This window comes from Dyella sp., from assembly GCF_036384435.1.
Taxonomy (GTDB): domain Bacteria; phylum Pseudomonadota; class Gammaproteobacteria; order Xanthomonadales; family Rhodanobacteraceae; genus GSA-30.
In genome coordinates this window covers 1-16,906 of sequence record NZ_DASVMI010000010.1, presented here as the reverse complement: position 1 = coordinate 16,906, position 16,906 = coordinate 1, and the positions used below count along the sequence as shown (strand labels likewise).

The 16,906-nt window shown below is 64.1% G+C and carries 16 protein-coding genes; 8 read left to right on the top strand and 8 right to left on the bottom strand.

Features of this window, described 5'->3' with window-relative positions; all coding sequences use genetic code 11:
* Positions 1-4: 4 nt before the first annotated feature.
* Positions 5-790, bottom strand: a complete 786-nt coding sequence (locus VF436_RS00845; protein ID WP_330902069.1) for a 3-hydroxybutyrate dehydrogenase — start codon at positions 788-790, stop codon at positions 5-7.
* 214 nt (positions 791-1,004) lie between these two features.
* Positions 1,005-2,894, bottom strand: a complete 1,890-nt coding sequence (gene speA, locus VF436_RS00840) for an arginine decarboxylase (protein ID WP_330902068.1) — start codon at positions 2,892-2,894, stop codon at positions 1,005-1,007.
* A gap of 277 nt (positions 2,895-3,171) precedes the next feature.
* On the opposite strand from speA, the gene speE reads away from it, so the two are divergent.
* Positions 3,172-4,023 carry a polyamine aminopropyltransferase gene (speE, locus tag VF436_RS00835; RefSeq protein WP_330902067.1) on the top strand — a complete coding sequence of 284 codons (852 nt, stop codon included), beginning with the start codon at positions 3,172-3,174 and terminating at the stop codon, positions 4,021-4,023.
* A 173-nt stretch (positions 4,024-4,196) separates the two neighbouring features.
* Here speE and VF436_RS00830 read toward each other — a convergent pair whose 3' ends face one another.
* A complete protein-coding gene (locus tag VF436_RS00830; protein WP_330902066.1) occupies positions 4,197-4,394 on the bottom strand; it encodes an antitermination protein NusB in 198 nt (65 codons plus the stop codon).
* Between the two features lie 523 nt (positions 4,395-4,917).
* Between VF436_RS00830 and VF436_RS00825 the strand changes: the two genes are divergently transcribed.
* From VF436_RS00825 to VF436_RS00805, 5 genes are all read left to right on the top strand, one after another.
* Positions 4,918-5,970 carry a hypothetical protein gene (locus tag VF436_RS00825; protein ID WP_330902065.1) on the top strand — a complete coding sequence of 351 codons (1,053 nt, stop codon included), beginning with the start codon at positions 4,918-4,920 and terminating at the stop codon, positions 5,968-5,970.
* A 253-nt stretch (positions 5,971-6,223) separates the two neighbouring features.
* A complete protein-coding gene (locus VF436_RS00820; RefSeq protein ID WP_330902064.1) occupies positions 6,224-6,856 on the top strand; it encodes a ParA family protein in 633 nt (210 codons plus the stop codon).
* A 22-nt stretch (positions 6,857-6,878) separates the two neighbouring features.
* Positions 6,879-7,352 (top strand): histidine phosphatase family protein, encoded by a 474-nt coding sequence (locus tag VF436_RS00815; RefSeq protein ID WP_330902063.1) that lies wholly within the window; start codon positions 6,879-6,881, stop codon positions 7,350-7,352.
* 47 nt (positions 7,353-7,399) lie between these two features.
* Positions 7,400-7,927, top strand: coding sequence for a YceI family protein (locus VF436_RS00810; protein ID WP_330902062.1), 528 nt, complete (start codon positions 7,400-7,402; stop codon positions 7,925-7,927).
* A gap of 77 nt (positions 7,928-8,004) precedes the next feature.
* Positions 8,005-9,903, top strand: coding sequence for a phospholipase D family protein (locus VF436_RS00805; RefSeq protein WP_330902061.1), 1,899 nt, complete (start codon positions 8,005-8,007; stop codon positions 9,901-9,903).
* A 198-nt stretch (positions 9,904-10,101) separates the two neighbouring features.
* Here the strand turns inward: VF436_RS00805 and VF436_RS00800 are convergent, their stop codons facing one another.
* On the bottom strand, positions 10,102-11,385 hold the full coding sequence (locus tag VF436_RS00800; protein ID WP_330902060.1) for an acetyl-CoA C-acetyltransferase: 1,284 nt from the start codon (positions 11,383-11,385) through the stop codon (positions 10,102-10,104).
* A 118-nt stretch (positions 11,386-11,503) separates the two neighbouring features.
* Here VF436_RS00800 and VF436_RS00795 point away from each other — a divergent pair, with 118 nt between their 5' ends.
* Positions 11,504-12,637, top strand: a complete 1,134-nt coding sequence (locus VF436_RS00795; RefSeq protein ID WP_330902059.1) for a hypothetical protein — start codon at positions 11,504-11,506, stop codon at positions 12,635-12,637.
* 77 nt (positions 12,638-12,714) lie between these two features.
* Here VF436_RS00795 and VF436_RS00790 read toward each other — a convergent pair whose 3' ends face one another.
* A complete protein-coding gene (locus tag VF436_RS00790) occupies positions 12,715-13,629 on the bottom strand; it encodes a LysR family transcriptional regulator (protein WP_330902058.1) in 915 nt (304 codons plus the stop codon).
* A gap of 108 nt (positions 13,630-13,737) precedes the next feature.
* Between VF436_RS00790 and VF436_RS00785 the strand changes: the two genes are divergently transcribed.
* On the top strand, positions 13,738-14,751 hold the full coding sequence (locus tag VF436_RS00785; protein WP_330902057.1) for a zinc-binding alcohol dehydrogenase family protein: 1,014 nt from the start codon (positions 13,738-13,740) through the stop codon (positions 14,749-14,751).
* 145 nt (positions 14,752-14,896) lie between these two features.
* Here VF436_RS00785 and VF436_RS00780 read toward each other — a convergent pair whose 3' ends face one another.
* The 3 genes from VF436_RS00780 to VF436_RS00770 form a co-directional block, all read right to left on the bottom strand.
* Positions 14,897-15,373 (bottom strand): GNAT family N-acetyltransferase, encoded by a 477-nt coding sequence (locus tag VF436_RS00780; RefSeq protein ID WP_330902056.1) that lies wholly within the window; start codon positions 15,371-15,373, stop codon positions 14,897-14,899.
* A 9-nt stretch (positions 15,374-15,382) separates the two neighbouring features.
* The gene (ntrC, locus tag VF436_RS00775; protein WP_330902055.1) at positions 15,383-16,759 is read right to left on the bottom strand and encodes a nitrogen regulation protein NR(I); all 1,377 of its coding nucleotides are present in this window, start codon (positions 16,757-16,759) and stop codon (positions 15,383-15,385) included.
* Positions 16,760-16,780: 21 nt separating this feature from the next.
* On the bottom strand, positions 16,781-16,906 hold a 126-nt coding region (locus VF436_RS00770; RefSeq protein WP_330902086.1), incomplete at its 5' end, for an ATP-binding protein.

Below are 16,906 nucleotides of genomic sequence, written 5' to 3'. Positions count from 1 at the left end.
CAAGTTACTGCATATACCAGCCGTGGCTGACCACGATCGACTGGCCGGTCAGGGCCGCCGATGGGAACGTGGCCAGGTACAGCGCCGTCTGCGCGATGTCTTCCACCGTGGTGAAGACGCCGTCGACGGTGTCCTTGAGCATGACGTTCTTGATGACCTGATCCTCGGTGATGCCCAGCTCCTTGGCCTGTTCGGGAATCTGCTTTTCCACCAGGGGCGTGCGCACGAAGCCTGGGCAGATCACATGTGAACGCACATTGTGCGCCGCGCCTTCCTTGGCCAGCGTGCGCGCCAGGCCGAGCAGGCCGTGCTTGGCGGTGACGTAGGCGGACTTGAGCTTGGATGCTTCATGCGAATGCACCGAGCCCATGTAGATCACGATGCCGCCGCGATCGTCTTTGTACATGTGCTTGAGCGCGGCCTTGGTGGTGAGGAAGCCACCATCGAGATGGATCGCCAGCATTTTCTTCCAGTCGGCGAAGCTGAACTGGTCGATCGGATTGATGATCTGCACGCCGGCGTTGGAGATCAGGATATCGAGATGACCGAAGGCCTCGACCACCTTGTCGGTGCCGGCTTCGACTGCCGCTTCATCGGTCACGTCCATCGCAATGCCGATGGCCTTGCCGCCAGCAGCCTGAATCTGCGCGGCAGTGGCATCGGCTGCCTGCTGGTTGATATCGGCGATCGCGACCGCCGCCCCGTTGCTGGCATAGAGCTCGGCGATCGCCTTGCCCAGACCACTGGCCGCTCCGGTAATCAGTGCGACTTTGCCTTCGAGACTTGCCATAGATACTCCTTCGTAAACTTGGGGAGAAAAGCGGGGAAAAACCTCGGACTTGCTTAGGTGCAGGATCGGCTTTAGCCGCGGTGCGCTTGGCGACGTATTCGTGGATCGGAGGCTCTGGGGGTAGCTACTGAAAACCTCCAATCTGAGACTGAATCGCAGATGGCTTCGCGGCTGAAGTCGCCCATACGCGCTATGTCATGTTCAGGGGTTTTCTTCAGTCAGCCTTGTCGGAAAGGTACGTATAGCCGGTCAACCCGGTGTTCAACACGTCGTAGAGCTTTTCCGCGGCCTCACCCTGCACGCCGGCCGCCGCGATGCGCTCGCGGTAGCTATCACGCATGGCCTTGAGGTCGTAGCCGACGTAGTCGAGCATCAGGTCGGTGGTGTCACCTTGGCGCTTGTGTGCGAAAACATACGAATCACCGTCCACGCGCACGTTCACCGCATCGGTATCGCCAAACAGGTTGTGGATGTCGCCCAGGGTCTCCTGGTAGGCCCCCACCATGAAGATGCCTAACTGGTAACTCTCGCCCGCACGCAAATCATGCAGGGGCAGGCTCACGTCCACGCCCTCGGCATCGACGTAGTGATCGATGCGGCCGTCCGAATCGCAGGTCAGGTCCACCAGCACACCGCGACGCGTGGGTTCTTCGTCCAGGCGTGCGATGGGCGCGATCGGGAAGATCTGCTCGATCGCCCAGATGTCCGGCACCGATTCGAAGACCGAAAAATTGAGGAAATACTTGTCGACCAGTTTTTCGTCGAGTTCGTCCAGCACCTGACGATGCGCACGCTCGGCCGGCAGCAGCCGCTGGCGCACCGCATTGGCGATGGCGTAGTAAAGATCGTCCAGGTGCGCGCGATCGTCCAGTGCCAGCTGGCCGAGCGCATACAGCGACTGGCCTTCGGCAAAGTGATGCTGCGCCTCGTGGAACAGCTCCAGCACGGGGCGCTGATCGAGTTCGTCATACGTTTCGCGCAGGCGACGCAGCACGCCTGGTTCGTCCTCGCGCGAGGGCGCGATCCGGCCGGCGGGCACTTCCTCGACCTCGGTGACGTTGGTGATCAGCACCGCATGGTGCGCGGTCATCGCACGACCGGCTTCGGTGATGATGTGCGGCGCGTCCAGCCCCGTTTCGGCGCAGACCTCGGCCAAGGCCTGCACGATGGTCGCGGCGTACTGCTCCAGCGAATAGTTGATCGAATTGCTGCTGCGCGAACGCGAGCCTTCATAATCCACTCCCAGGCCACCGCCGACATCGACGATCTCCAGCGGCGCGCCCTTGCGGCGCAGCTCGACGAAGTATCGGCTGGCCTCGCGCATGCCCGCGGCGATGTCGCGCACGTTGGACATCTGTGAGCCCATGTGGAAATGCTGCAACTTGAGCGTGTGGGTCAGGCCTGCCTGGGCCAGTCGTTCAACCAGGGTCAGCACCTGGCTGGGCGACAGGCCGAACTTGCCCTTGTCTCCGCCGGTGTTCTGCCACTTGCCCGCGCCCAGGGTCGCCAGGCGCACGCGTACGCCAAGCAGCGGTTCCACGCCCAACGCCTTGGCTTCGGCCAGTACATGATCGAGCTCGGAGAGCTTCTCGATCACTACGTGTACACGCAGCCCGAGCTTGCGACCGATCAACGCCAACCGGATGTATTCGCGATCCTTGTAACCATTGCAGATGACGATGCTGCCAGGGCGCGCCATCGCCAGCACCGCCATCAGCTCCGGTTTGGAGCCCGCTTCCAGGCCGAAGCCCTCGGTGCCGGCGGCCACCAGTTCACCGGCCACACCGCGCTGCTGGTTCACCTTGATCGGGTAAACGGCCGTATAGCCGCCCGTATAGCCCCAATCGCCGATCGCCTTGGCAAAGGCACGTTGCAGGCGCGCCAGGCGGTCGGCGAGGATATCGGGGAAACGCACCATCAACGGCAGCCGCAGGCCTTCGGCGCGCGCGCGCTCGACAATGGCCGGCAGCGAAAGCGCCGGCCCTTGGGCACCACGCGGGCGCATCACTATATGGCCGGCTTCATTGACATCGACGTAGCCGTCACCCCAGTGGGCGATGGCGTAGGTATGACGGGAAGCGGCCGGACTCCAGGGGTTCGCCATGGGACGAAAATCTCCTTGTACCAACGGATGATGTCGTCGCAGCGGCGAGCCTTGACGAAACGACAGCCCTTGGCCGGAAGCCTCGCACGCCGCGGGACCAACGGGCTTGACTGACCGGCGCGGGGTCCGCGGGCTCGGCCAAGGCGCCATTGTAATAGCCACGACGTGACAATGTGGCTGCGGTCGATGTTCGCGCCCTTGCCCCCCGTCAAGGGCGGTTGCCGCTACAATGTCCAGTCTTTACCCAACCTTACCGTACGCACAGGGATTCCCCGCCATGTCGCAGCTCAGCTGGTTCACCGAGGCCCACCAGGCCTCCGGCTCCTCCATCGGTTATCGCGTGGAGAAGCTGCTTCATGCGGAGAAGACCGCTTTCCAGACCATCGAGATCTACCAGACCACCGATTGGGGCAACCTGATGGTGATCGATGGCTGCGTGATGCTGACCACCCGCGACAACTTTCTCTATCACGAGATGATGACGCATCCGGCGCTGTTCACCCATGCGCGTGCCAAGCGCGTGGTGATCATCGGTGGCGGCGATTGCGGCACGCTGCGCGAAGTGCTCAAGCACGAAGAGGTCGAGCATGCCGTGCAGGTGGAGATCGACGAGCGCGTCACCCGCCTGGCCGAGCAGTATTTCCCTGAGCTGTGCGAAGCCAATAACGATCCACGCGCCGAGCTGCTGTTCATCGACGGCATCAAGTACATGGCCGAAGCCGAGCCGGATTCGCTGGACCTGATCATCGTGGACTCCACCGACCCGGTGGGCCCGGCCGAAGGCCTGTTCAACGCCGCATTCTATGCCAGCTGCCACAAGGCGCTGCGCCACGGCGGCATTTTCGTGCAGCAGAGCGAATCGCCGCTGGCGCACATCGAGCTCATCAAGTCGATGCGCGCGGCCATGCGCACCGCCGGCTTCAGCGCGGTCAAGACCCTGCCCTTTCCACAGCCGTGCTATCCCACCGGCTGGTGGAGCTGCACCATGGCCCGCAAGGGCGGCGACCTGTCCGGCTTCCGCGAGCGCGGTGCCGCCAGCAAGAACTTCCCCACGCGCTATTACAACGCCGACGTCCATCGCGGCGCCCTGGCACAGCCAGAGTTCATGCGCGAGGCGTTTGGCGAGTAAGGCCTGGTGGAGTGAAGTCGCCTGCTTCGCAGGCTGTAAAGCCGCTCACTTACGTGCGCTGTAAAAAGTAAAAGGGGAAGAGCAACAGCTCTATGGCTGGCGAGCTTCTCCTCTTTACCCTTTACAGCCGCCAGCGGCGGCGACTTTACAGCTCGCCTTGCGGGCGGCGGCACTCAAAAAAGCGTCGCCCTGACCTTTGGCATCAGCACAAGCGCCAATGTCGCCAGCGGTCCGAAGACCAGCGACAGTAGAAACCATACGAGTCCGCTGCGATTCTTGCCCTGCGCAAGCCCAGCGTTGATCAGTGCCAGCGTCCCCCAGCCGACAAACCAGGACGCCCGCCCGTCGGCAAGCACGGAAATCTCATCCACTTCGTTGTCTCCTGCGTCTGAGTCGGGCTTGAAAGCCTCGTCAAGAGGTCGATGCTAACAAGGCTTGCCGTCTACATCCCCTTTTTTCGGGCTTACGGATCAGGCGAGCTTAAGGATGACGCTGGGTGGGACTGCGGCGGTCGATCCTCCGTTGGCGCGATGACGAGGTGTCGATTCGGGCGACGGAAGGCAGGTGATGGGCGCGCCAGCCCGGGCCGTGGGGCAACCGGCAATGTCGCAAAGGCCTTCGCGGTTGCGAGAGAGCCTGCGGTCGCAGGACGTGAATGGGCATGACAAGCGGCGGCGAGATACTGGCCACGCATGAGCAAGAGGGGACGTCGAGCACATCGCTACGTTAGCTTGCGGCCGGACTTGCGTCCTCACCACCCATCTCCCATCCTCAACGCGCATCGCCGATCCCCGCCCCTCCCGACAACCCAAAACCACGCCTCCATTCAGAGCACCCTTAAAATCTCCCGGTTATGCTCGCTACTTTGTGACAGCCCTTTTCATGGAGAAGCTCATGCGTGGATTGCGCTATCTCGCGCTCGCCCTGGCCTGTGCGCTGATGACTACCCCGGCGCTGGCCGCCAAGGGGCCGGATAAGAAGGCGGACAAGAAAGCCGCCACCGCGCATGCGCAGGCGATGATCGCCTTCCAGCGCGACCTGGTCAGTGTCGTGGCACCGCGCGCCGATGCCGCCCCGCTGCTGGGTGCTGCATTACTGGCTCGCCCGCTGCCAAATCAACCCAAATACAATGACTTCCATACGCTGATCGATCGTGCGGCCGCCGCCGATCCCGCCAATGCGGCCGTCAGTTGGGTGCGCCTGAGCGATTGCGATGCCAAGGCCGACACCTGCCCCAACGCCGATGCGGTTGCCAAGCTGCGCGACCAGGCGCCGGACAATGCGGCGGTATGGATGCTGCAACTGGGCATCGACCAGCACGACAACAAGGACAAGGCCGCCCGCGAGGACCTGGCCAAGGCCGCCAATGCAAAGCTCTATGACGACTACACCGGAGCCGGCCTGAAGGCCGTGGCCGACGTCGTCAGCACCCTGCCGCCGCCGGACAACACGCTCGAGCCGACCATGACAGCCGGGCCCAGCGGCGTGCAGATGCTGATCGCCTACAGCGTGATCGCCACCGCGCCGCAGCCCGGGCTGCAAGCCACCGCCAAGCTGTGCGAAGGCGCCGGTAGCGACGAATCGCTGCGCAACGACTGCCTGAAGCTTGGTCGCACTCTGGAATGGGGCTCAAGCCCACTGGCCCGCTCGCTGGGCCTGCACCTGCGCGAGGTGCTTTCCACCGATACCACCCAGCAGGACGATGCCAAGCGCCAGCGCCGCAACCTGATCTGGCAAGTGCAGAACTTCGCCGCCCTCTCCACCCGGGCCCCGACCGACAAGGCCCTGTCGCAACACCTGCTGGCCCTGGCCCGTAACGGCGGCACCGAGATGAGCGTGGTGCTGGCCGCGATGCGCGATTACTCCATTCCGATGGAGGCTCCCAAGGAGGAGGCCGCGCCCACCGCACCGGCTCCTGCACCTGCACCGGCCTCGACGGTGCCGTAAGTCTCCGGCGGGGCCGCCGCCCCAGCCGGCTGTGAAGTCGCCTGCTTCGCAGGCCGTAGGACCGCTCACTTGCGTTCGCTGTCATGAGTAAATGAGTAAAGGTGAAGAGCAACAGCCTGCTCGCTGGCGGGCTTTTGCTCTTTACCTTTACAGCCGCCACAGGCGGCCGCTTCACGGGACGCGCGGTGACCGGCTTCACTCCCAACGACAGCCTGTGTACCCTTCCCCCAACCTTCCGATGGCGGAGCGGCGCATGCTTAACGTGCTGGTGGCAAGCAGCAAGGGTGGTTGCGGCAAGAGCACGCTGGTGACCCAGCTGGCCTCGCATTGGGCTCAGGACGGCAAACACACGGCCATCATCGATGTGGATCGGCAGCAATCGAGCTTTCGCTGGGCCGCTCGCCGACCCGAGACCGTGCCGGGCGTGCTGGCCGTCGAGGGAAGCCGCAAGGCGGTGGACCGGCTGCCGGACGATACCCAGCGAGTGATCGTCGATACGCCTGCCGGCTCGCATGAGCGCGAGCTCGAACCCTATCTGGAGCACGCGCACGCCATCCTGGTGCCGGTGTTGCCCTCGCCGTTCGACATGGACGCCACGTTCGACTTCCTGACTCACCTGAAGGACATCGCCCGCATCAAGCGAGGCAAGTTACCGGTCGGGGTAGTCGCCAATCGCCTCAAGCCATGGACCCGTGCCAGCCAGGATGCCGTCGAGCAATTGAAAGAACAATCTCCCTTCCCCGTGATCGCGCAATTGCGTGACAGCCAGGCCTATGTCCTGCTCACCGCGCTGGGCAAGGGTATCTTCGACTACAACTCCGAGCAGGTGCGCAGCCACCAGGAAGACTGGAAACCGATCCTGCGCTGGCTCAAGCGCCAACAATAAGAACCCACGAGGAGCCTTCTCCATGCACGAACTCATCCTGTTGCGCCACGCCGAAGCCCAGCCCGCCCGTCCCGGCGGTGACGACCAGGACCGGCGCCTGAGCGGGCGCGGCGAACAGGAGGCCAAGGCCGCCGGCACCTGGCTGGCCTCGCATGGCGTCAAGCCCGACCTGGTGCTTTGCTCACCGTCCGAGCGTACCCGTGCGACCTGCACGCTGGCCCTGGCCTCGCTCGAACATGCGCCCGAGCCGCAACTGGCCGACGAAATCTACGATGCGACGCCCGGTGAATTGCTGGCACTGCTCGACCAGCATGACGAAGCAGGTACTGTCATGTTGATCGGACACAATCCTGGCGTCGAACGACTGGTGGCGCTATTGGTGGAAGGACGCTCCGATGAATTCCGCGGCATGCCACCCGCTGGCCTGGCCGTCATCCACCTGCACGGGTCGCTCGAGCCGGGCAATGCCCGACTGGATGCATTCTGGTCGCCATAAGCGCGCGGCGTGCCTGGGCCCTGGTGCTGGCGTGTGTCCAGAGCATCATGCTGGCTTGCGCTACCCACGCCGCCGATTTCCATATCGACCCGCAACGCTCCCACGCCGATTTCGGCGTGCGGTTGCTGTGGGTGCGTCAGGTGACTGGGCGCTTCCAGCAGATTGGCGGGGAAGTGAATTTCAACGGACGGCGCGATACCGCCACGGTTGACGCGCGCATCGACGTCAACAGCGTGGCGATGGATTCGGATCGCTTTCGGCGCTGGGTGCTCGCGCCCGAGTTCTTCGACGTCGAACACTACCCTACCATCCGCTTCGTCTCGGCACCGGTGACGTTGGACAAGCTCCAGGATGGCGGTGACCTCAGCGGCTGGCTGACCTTGCGCGGTATTACCCAGCCGACAGTGCTGGAAATCCTGCCTTCCCACTGCCGGCTCGATGCCGCGCCGACCTGCACCATCGAACTGCGCGGCAGCGTGCAGCGCAGCGATTTCAACATGAGCGGCCATCGCGCCACGCTCTCGGACCGTGTGGAACTGGGCTTGTCGATCGAACTGGATCGCGAACAGGGCTGAAGGCACTCCGGGCGTCCTTGAAGCAAACTCAAGCGCAGTCGCGGGATTCACAGACAAAGCCCGTATCATTGTCGCCCATGCGCCAGCGCCACCTGTTTTTCCTCCTCCTGCTCGTCTCGATCGGCATCCTGTCGGGTTGCAGCCTGTCGCGTGCCCGAATTGCCCAAGCCGAAGGCATCGTCGTGGCCGGCACGGATCGCACGGCGTATTGCGACCAACCCGATCACTGCGCCGCCCCCTCGGCACTGCTCGACGCCGCCAGTCAGGCCGACGCCGATTCCAGTCATGCCCAGCCAGTCAACGTGGTCACCTTGCTGGGCGACAGCGAGCCGGCCATGGTCGCGCGCCTGAACCTGATTCGCGGCGCCCGGCGATCGATCGACGTGCAGACCTATATCTGGGATCAGGACGACGCCGGCCAGTTGGTGCTCGACGAGCTGGTCAAGGCGGCGCGGCGCGGCGTGAAGGTGCGCATCCTGGCCGACCAGCTGTCGTCGTTCAACGACCCGGACCTGCTCGCCAGGCTGTCGCGCGTGAGCGAGAACTTCCAGATCCGTCTGTACAACCCGACGTTCCACAAGGCACAGACGCCGCCCTGGGAATTCGCCGCGAGCATCGTGTGCTGCTTCCTGAAGTTCAACCAGCGCATGCATAACAAGCTGATCCTGATCGACGACAGCATCGGCATCACCGGCGGGCGCAATTACCAGGACCGGTATTTCAACTGGGACGCCGACTTCGATTACCTCGACCGCGACGTCATGGTCGGCGGCCCCGCGGCCCGCGAAATGGCGCATAGCTTCAACCTGTTCTGGAACCACAAGCGCTCCAAACCCCTGACCCAGCTGCGTGACGTCAATAGCCGCATCATAGGCACACCCGGACCCGTCACCTGGCCAGCGCCGCGCTACGAACATCCCTCGCGTGTCGCACGAGTCGAGGAAGAAGCCGGCGATGCCGCATGGATCGACGAGAACATCGTCGCGGACACGCTGCGCACCAGCCAGGTGGAATACTTCAGCGACCTGCCCGCCAAGACCGAGCAGCCACAAAAACGTGACGCGCGCGAATTCACCGCGCGGGTGATGCGACTGGTCGGCGGCGCCAAACACGAAGTGCTGCTACAAACGCCTTATCTGGTTATGAGCAAACGCGCGCAGCGGATCTTCAAACGCCTGCGCGAATCCGACGCGCCGCCACGCATCGTGGTATCGACCAATTCGCTCGCCTCCACCGATGCGTTCGCTGTCTATGCGCTCTCCTACAAGCATCGCAAGCGCTACCTCAAGAACTTTGGCTTCGAGATCTATGAGATGAAGCCACACGCGGAGGACGCGGCCGAGGCCAACGAGGGGGCCAGCAGCGATGACGGCCCGGCCACACCGGGCAATCCGAGCACGCCAAGCACGGGCAAGAGCGGGACCCGTCGCCGATTGCTGCGCAATACCGAAAGCCGCGCCCTGCTCGGCAGCGCCGGCAGCAACCGGCCCGCACCGATTTCCAGCCAGGGCCGCCGATTCGGCCTGCATGCCAAGTCCATCGTGGTCGACGACAACTTCGCCATGGTCGGCTCGCACAACTTCGACCCGCGCTCGGACCACTACAACACCGAAGCCGGCGTGATCGTCTACGACAAGCGCTTTGCCGACCAGTTGCGTGACGACATCATGCTCAACACCGAGCCGCAGAACGCCTGGGTGATCGCACCGCGCAAACCCAAGATCCCTGTGCTTGGCAGTATTAACGAAGCCTTGAGCAACCTGTCGGAGAACCTGCCGGTCTTCGACCTGTGGCCCTACCGCTACGCCACCAGCTACGACCTCAAGGCCGGCTGCACCCCTATGCGCCCGACCGATCCGGGCTTCTTTGCCTGCTACGAACCGGTCGGCGACTTCCCGGACGTGGCGCTGTCAGGGAAGCTGATCTACACGCGATTCATCACGGCGTTCGGGGCCGGGGTGCAGGGGGTGTTGTGACGCTGGTGAAGTCGGGAGCGCGTTGCTCTCCTTCTAAGGCCGCTCGCTTTGCTCGCTGTAAAGGGTAAAGGGAGAAAGCAAAAAGCCCGCGAGCCTTACGAGCCGCGGGCTTTTGTTTTTGCTCTTCCTGCTCACTGTTTACAGCGAGCAAAGCGAGCGGCTTCCCAGGCGGCGCAGCGCGTCGCCGACTTCCCGACTTCACCGCTCCAGAATAGCCGTCACACCCATGCCGCCAGCCGTGCAGATCGAGATCAGGCCGCGGCCGGAGCCCTTCTGTTCCAGCATCTTGGCCAACGTGGCAACGATGCGGGCGCCGGTGGCGGCGAAGGGATGACCGACGGCGAGGCTGGAGCCGTGGATGTTGAGCCTGGCCGGATCGATGCTGCCCAGGGGCGCGTCGAGGCCGAGGCGGTTCTTGCAGTAATCGGGCGATTCCCAGGCCCGCAAGGTGCACAGTACCTGCGCGGCAAAGGCCTCGTGGATCTCGTAGAAGTCGAAATCCTGCAAGGTCAGGCCATGGCGCTTGAGCATGCGCGGCACGGCCACGGTCGGCGCCATCAACAGGCCTTCGCCGTGGACGAAGTCCACCGCGGACACCTCGGCATCGCGGAACCATGCCTGCACCTTCAGGCCACGCTCGGCCGCCCAGGCTTCCGAACCCAGCAGCACCGCGGCCGCACCATCGGACAGGCCGGTGGAGTTGCCGGCGGTCAGCGTGCCCTGGCCGGAGGTCTTGTCGAAAGCCGGGCGCAGCGCGCCGAGTTTCTCCAGCGAGGTATCCGGGCGCAGGAAGCCGTCGCGCTTCAGGCCACGGAACGGCACCACCAGGTCATCGAAGAAACCGGCTTCATAGGCGGCGGCCAGCTTGCGGTGGCTATCGACGGCCAGTTGGTCCTGGGCCTGCCGGGTGATGTGCCATTCGCGCGCCATCAGCTCGCAGTGGTCGCCCATCGACTTGCCGGTGCGCGGTTCGGCCACGCCCGGGAAGGCCGGCTTGAACTCCTTGAACGAAAAACCGCGTGTGGCCGCGCGTAGCTTGTCCTGCCACGACTTGCCGCGGTTGACTGCAAGCAGGCGCTTGCGCAGGCGATCACTGAGGACGATCGGCACGTCGCTGGTGGTATCGGAGCCGCCGGCAATGCCCGCCTCGATCTGCCCTGCGGCGATCTTGTTGGCGATGATGATGGCGTTATCCAGCGACGTGCCACAGGCACGGGCGGTGGTAATGCCCGGGGTCGTCGGTGCCAGGCCGGAGGACAGCAAGGCCTCGCGGGCCAGGTTCCACTCCGAGGAGTGCTTGATCACCGCCCCCATCGCCACTTCACCCAGTTCGGCGCCATGCAGGCCGAAACGTTCGACCAGGGCTCCTAACACCTTGACCGACATGCCGAAATTTCCGACGTCGGCATAGGCCGTATTGTTGCGGCAGAACGGAATGCGTACACCACCGATCACACCGACGCGCTTTTGCGTGTTATCCATGTCCGGAACGGTCCGACGAAGCGTCACTAGATCGTTAAGGCTAACCCGCGAGGCCGCGCGACGAAAGCCCAAAACGCACGAATGGTAGAATTCGGGTTCCTTGCCGTTCGGAAATCTCGTGGAAGCGCAAACGCTGGTCGCCCTGCCCATCGTGCTGGCTGTGGAACTCTCGCCGGGCCATGCCCTGTCCCGTCCGACCCTGAGTCGCGACGAAGCCGCCGAACTGGCCGCGCACGTCGCCGCCGACCTGCATGCGCTGGTGCCCCAGGTGGAACAGGCCCGACTGGCTCTGGCCGGCGCCCTGTTCGATGCGGTCGAGCTTCTGCGCCCCGGCTTTCCGGTATGGGCCACGCTCGATGAACTGGCCCGGCGAGTACCGCGTGGACATCTTGAAAACGTGGTCGCCTTCGGCACGCACGAAGGGCACATGCCAGCACAGCCACTGGAACCGGACCCGATCTATGCCGACGGTCCCATGCGGTTCCTGCCGTTGAGTCTGCTGGTACCGAAAGATCTGGCCCAGGCGCTGGCCGAGAAACTCGAAGTAGAGCTGGTGGGTCGTGGTGAAGCCGGCCAGCGCACTGCCGACGCCTTGATCCGCCAGCTCGGTGTGCCTCTGGAACACGTACGCTATTTCAGCCGCAATGACGTGCTGGCGTTGACCTGCGTGCAATACGAGCACGTCAATCTCGCGCCGCTATGGCTGTTGCTGGAAGCGGCCCTGCTGACGCCGTATCGCGAGGAGGCCACCATGACCGCGCGAGGCTTGCCGCTGCGTTACCTCAAGGGCGAGGTACGCGTGCAGTCGCCCGCCCGATGGCTGGCCGCGCAGACCGGCGACCCGGGCCAGCGGGCGCATGACCTGGCTGGCATCGTGTTCGAGCTTCGCCAGTACGCGGCCTTGCTCGGCGCCCATGGTATTGCCATGCAACTGGATGAGGTCGACGGTCAGGTCATCGAAGGTGGCCTGATCGAACACTTGGAGCAACCCCATCCAGGCTTCGATGCCCCGACCCTGGTCGCTCACGAGGCGGCCGGCCTGGGTGTCATCGCCGTCACCGTGGCCCAGCGCGGCGATGGCGGCATGGCACGCGCACTGGCCCACGCTTACCCGCTGGCTCCGGCCTCGCTGGGCCCCATGATCGCCCTGCTCGCCGAACGCTACGGCACCGCCTCGGACCTGCATGCGCTGGGACGCGTGGTGCTCGACGCGCAGGGACGGCTGGGGGCGCCGGCGACGCCGTTGCACTAGACCAAGGAGTTGGCAGAAGAGCGGTGAGGGCACAAGTCCGTCCGCCAGCCCCTCGCCTTGACGCTCGCGACACCCCGCTAGTCCACAGGCGCCCTCGCCGCGTGCGCATCGCAACGGATGCGCAAAAAATCCCGTAGTTGCGCCAGGGCCGGCGTCAGCTGCACGCGTTCGGCGCAGACCAGGTGAAGGGGTGCCGGCTCACAGTGCTGGTGCGGGAACACTTCCACCAGCCGGCCGTTGACCAGGTCGTCGATGATGTCCAGGCGCGACTTGTAGACCAGCCCTTCGCCAGCAATGGCCCAGCGGCGCACCACATCGGCGTCATCGCTCACCCGGTCGCCCGAAACTGACACCGTGCGCTCCCCGCCGGGCAAGGTGAACCGCCAACGTTCATGCACCTGCTCGCTCCACACGAAGCGCAGGCAGTTGTGGCGGCGTAGGTCTTCGACGCTGGACGGTGTGCCGTGTCGGGCCAGATAGGCCGGCGAGGCGCATAGCGCGCGGCGGTTGTCAGGCGCCAGCGACATCGCCACCAGCCCCGAGTCCGCCAACGCGCCATAGCGCACGGCGGCATCGAGCGGTTGCCGCAACAAATCGGCGGCGCGATCGCTGATGCGCAACTGCAGCGACAACCCGGGATGCTGGTGCTGGAAATCATCCAGCCAGGGCAGCAACAGGTTGCGTCCGAAATCCGACGACACCGACAGGCGCAGCGGCCCGGTCAACGCACCACGCCCCTGTGCCAGCGCCTGCTCTCCCTGCGCCAGCGCGCCGAGCAGCGCGCGCGCATGCGGCAGGTAGCGTTCGCCATCCTCGGACAACTGCATGCTGCGCGTGGAGCGCATGAACAGCCGTGCGCCCAACGCCTTTTCCAGACGCTGCACGGCACTGCTGGCCAGGCCCGGCGCGATGCTCAGCTGGCGCGCCGCCTCGGAAAAGCTGCCGGCATCCACCGTCTGCACAAAGATCTGCACGTCATCGAGCCGGATCATTTTCTTCGATTTTCAGAAAGTGTTCGATCATTTCGGGCATTTTTCCGATTTATAAGGAAAGACACAATGGGTGCCATCGCCAGATCGGCGTCTCTCCAGGACATTCCCATGAAAGCAGTCGGCTTCTACCAGAACCATCCCATCGACCACCCCAACGCCCTGCAAGACCTGGACTTGCCCGTGCCGGAGCTACGCGACCACGACCTGCTGGTCGAGGTAAAGGCGGTTTCTGTCAATCCGGTGGACACCAAGATCCGCCGCGGCGGCAGCATCCCGCAAGGCCAACCACGCATTGCCGGCTGGGATGCGGCCGGTATCGTGCGAGCGGTCGGGCCGCGTGCAGAGCGATTCAAGCCCGGCGATCGCGTCTGGTATGCCGGTGACCTGAACCGCCCGGGTAGCAACAGCGAGCTGCATGCCGTGGACGAGCGCATCGTGGGTCCGATGCCGACCACGCTGGATTTCGCCGAAGCGGCCTCATTGCCGTTGACCGCGATCACCGCCTGGGAACTGTTGTTCGATCGCTTGCAGGCCCATGCTGCCGATCCCACCGAACACGGAGTCTTGCTGGTCATTGGTGCGGCGGGCGGCGTGGGTTCGATCCTGACCCAATTGGCGCGCCGCCTGACCGGTCTTACCGTGATCGGCACGGCGTCGCGACCGCAGACACGCGAATGGGTGCTCGCCCATGGCGCGCATCACGTGATCGATCATCGCCAGCCATGGGCAGCACAGCTGGCCGCGCTGGGCATTGGCGAGGTGACCCATGTGGCCGGCCTCAATGACAGCGCCAGCTATGTGCCGCAGATCGCCGCCGTGCTGCGCCCGGAAGGCAAGTTCGCCCTGATCGACGATCCGACCGGCCTGGACATCGGACCGTTCAAATCCAAATCGATCTCCATCCACTGGGAGTTGATGTACACCCGCCCGATCTACACCACCGCCACCATCGCGCGACAGCACGCCTTGCTTCGCCGCGTGGCCGAACTGATCGATCGCGGCGACATTGTGCACACACTCACGCAGCGCATCGAAGGCATCGATGCTGCAAGCCTGCGAAAGGCGCACGCCCTGTTGGAAGCGGGCAGCATGATCGGCAAGGTAGTGCTGGTGCGTTCATAATCCCGCGTTCTCGTGGGAGCGAATTCATTCGCGATGCGATCTGCGATTCAGTCGCAGATTGGGGCGTTTCAAGATCTCCACGCTGCGACCCTGTGGCGACTTGCTTCGCGAATGAATTCGCTCCCACAGAAGGCTGGGTCGGATTTCAGCGGTGGCGGTCGGCCGAACGCTCAAATTCGGCCTCGTACATGAAGTAGTGACAACGCTCCATGCCTAGCCCCGCGTACGTGGCTTGGGCACGCTCATTCTCCGTTTCCACATACAGGCGCAATCCCACCGCACCTGCAGCTTTTGCTCGCTTGGCGACCTCGTCATAGAGCGCACGAAATACGCCACGACGTCGTGCCGCTTCGGCCACATAGACGCTCTGGATCCACCAGAAATCGCCGCAACGCCAGTCACTCCATTCATAGGTCACCATCAGGCAACCCACCGGCTCGCCGGCATCCTCGGCAATCAGATAGAAGCCGCGACGAGGCTCATCCAGCACCGCCTGTACACCGCGCGCGAGCACGGAGGCATCCAGTCGCTTGCCTTCGGTTTCCCAGGCCATGGCCTGGTTCCATTGCGTAATCAGCGCGTGATCGTGTGACTCGGCCGCGCGTACGTCGATATGTGCCATGGTCGATTCCTACGGTACGCGCCGTGTGCGCGAGGCGCCCAGCTTGCGAGTCAAGGTGTTGCGGCCCACGCCCAGTGCCGCAGCGGCATGCTGGCGATGCCCGTCGTGCGCGGCCAGCGCCGCTTCCAGCAGAGTGCGATCAAGTGCATCACGCGCTCGGCCATGAATATCATGCTCGCTGTTGGTCAGCGCCTGCTCGGCCCATTCACGCAGGCCATCGGTCCAGTCGTTGCGCGCGGGAACGCTGCTGTCCGCCAGGTCAGCCGGCAGGATCTCCGTACCCGGAGCGATCACCGCCAAACGACGGCAAAGGTTTTCCAGCTCTCTTACGTTACCCGGAAAATCGCGTTGTTCAACCAGCTTCAGCGCAGCACGCGAGAACCGCTTCGGGGGCAGGTTGAGCTCCTTGGCGGCCACCTGGATGAAATGCCTCGCCAACAGGCCGATGTCGCTGCGGCGCGAACGCAACGGCGGCAAGGTGATGCGCACCACGTCCAGGCGATGCTTGAGATCGGCGCGAAACTGCCCCGACGCCACGCGCGCGTCGAGATCCTGATGCGTGGCTGCCACGATGCGTACATTGCAACGAATCAGTTCACGCCCACCCACCCGATAGAACTCACCGCCCGCCAGCACGCGCAACAGACGCGTCTGCAAGGCAAGCGGCATATCGCCGATCTCATCAAGAAACAGCGTACCGCCCTCGGCCTGCTCGAAGCGTCCCGAATGCCGACGTGCCGCCCCGGTGAACGCGCCGGCCTCGTGGCCAAACAATTCACTTTCCAGCAATTCGCTGGGAATCGCCGCCGTATTCAAGGCCACGAACGGGCGATCGCGGCGCGCGCTTTCTTCATGCAATGCACGGGCTACCAATTCCTTGCCAGTCCCTGTTTCACCGGCAATCAGCACATTCAAGTCACTGGCGGCAACGCGACCGATCAGACGAAACACTTCGCGCATCGCCGCGCTCTCGCCGAGCAATGCATGAGCCGGTGCGGTTTCGACCACCGGCACGGCCACTAGCGGCACCTGCTCCAGCGCGCGCTGCACGGAGACGACGGCCTGGTCCAGATCGAACGGCTTAGCCAGGTAATCCACCGCGCCCGCGCGATACGCGGCAGCCGTCGTCGCCACGTCGGTAAATGCACTCATCACGATGACCGGACCGATGCCCTGTTCCTGCAATGAGGCGAGCAAGCCCAGGCCATCCTCGCCGGGCATGCGCACATCGGTAATCAGCAGGGCGGGACGCGATTCGTGCAACGCGGCGCGCACGGATGCGACATCGTTGAATTCACGCACATCGTGGCCTGCATCGCGCAAGGCTTCAGCCAACACAAAACGCACGCCGCGATCGTCATCGGCGATCCAGATATCCTGGCTCATGTTCGTTCACCTCGTACGCCATCAATCATGCGTACGCTCCAGCGGAAGATAAAGACTGAAAACCGTTTCGCCAGGTCGGCTGACGAAACGTAGCTCGCCACCATGATCGCGGGCGATTTCGCGCGACAAGGCCAATCCCAGGCCGCT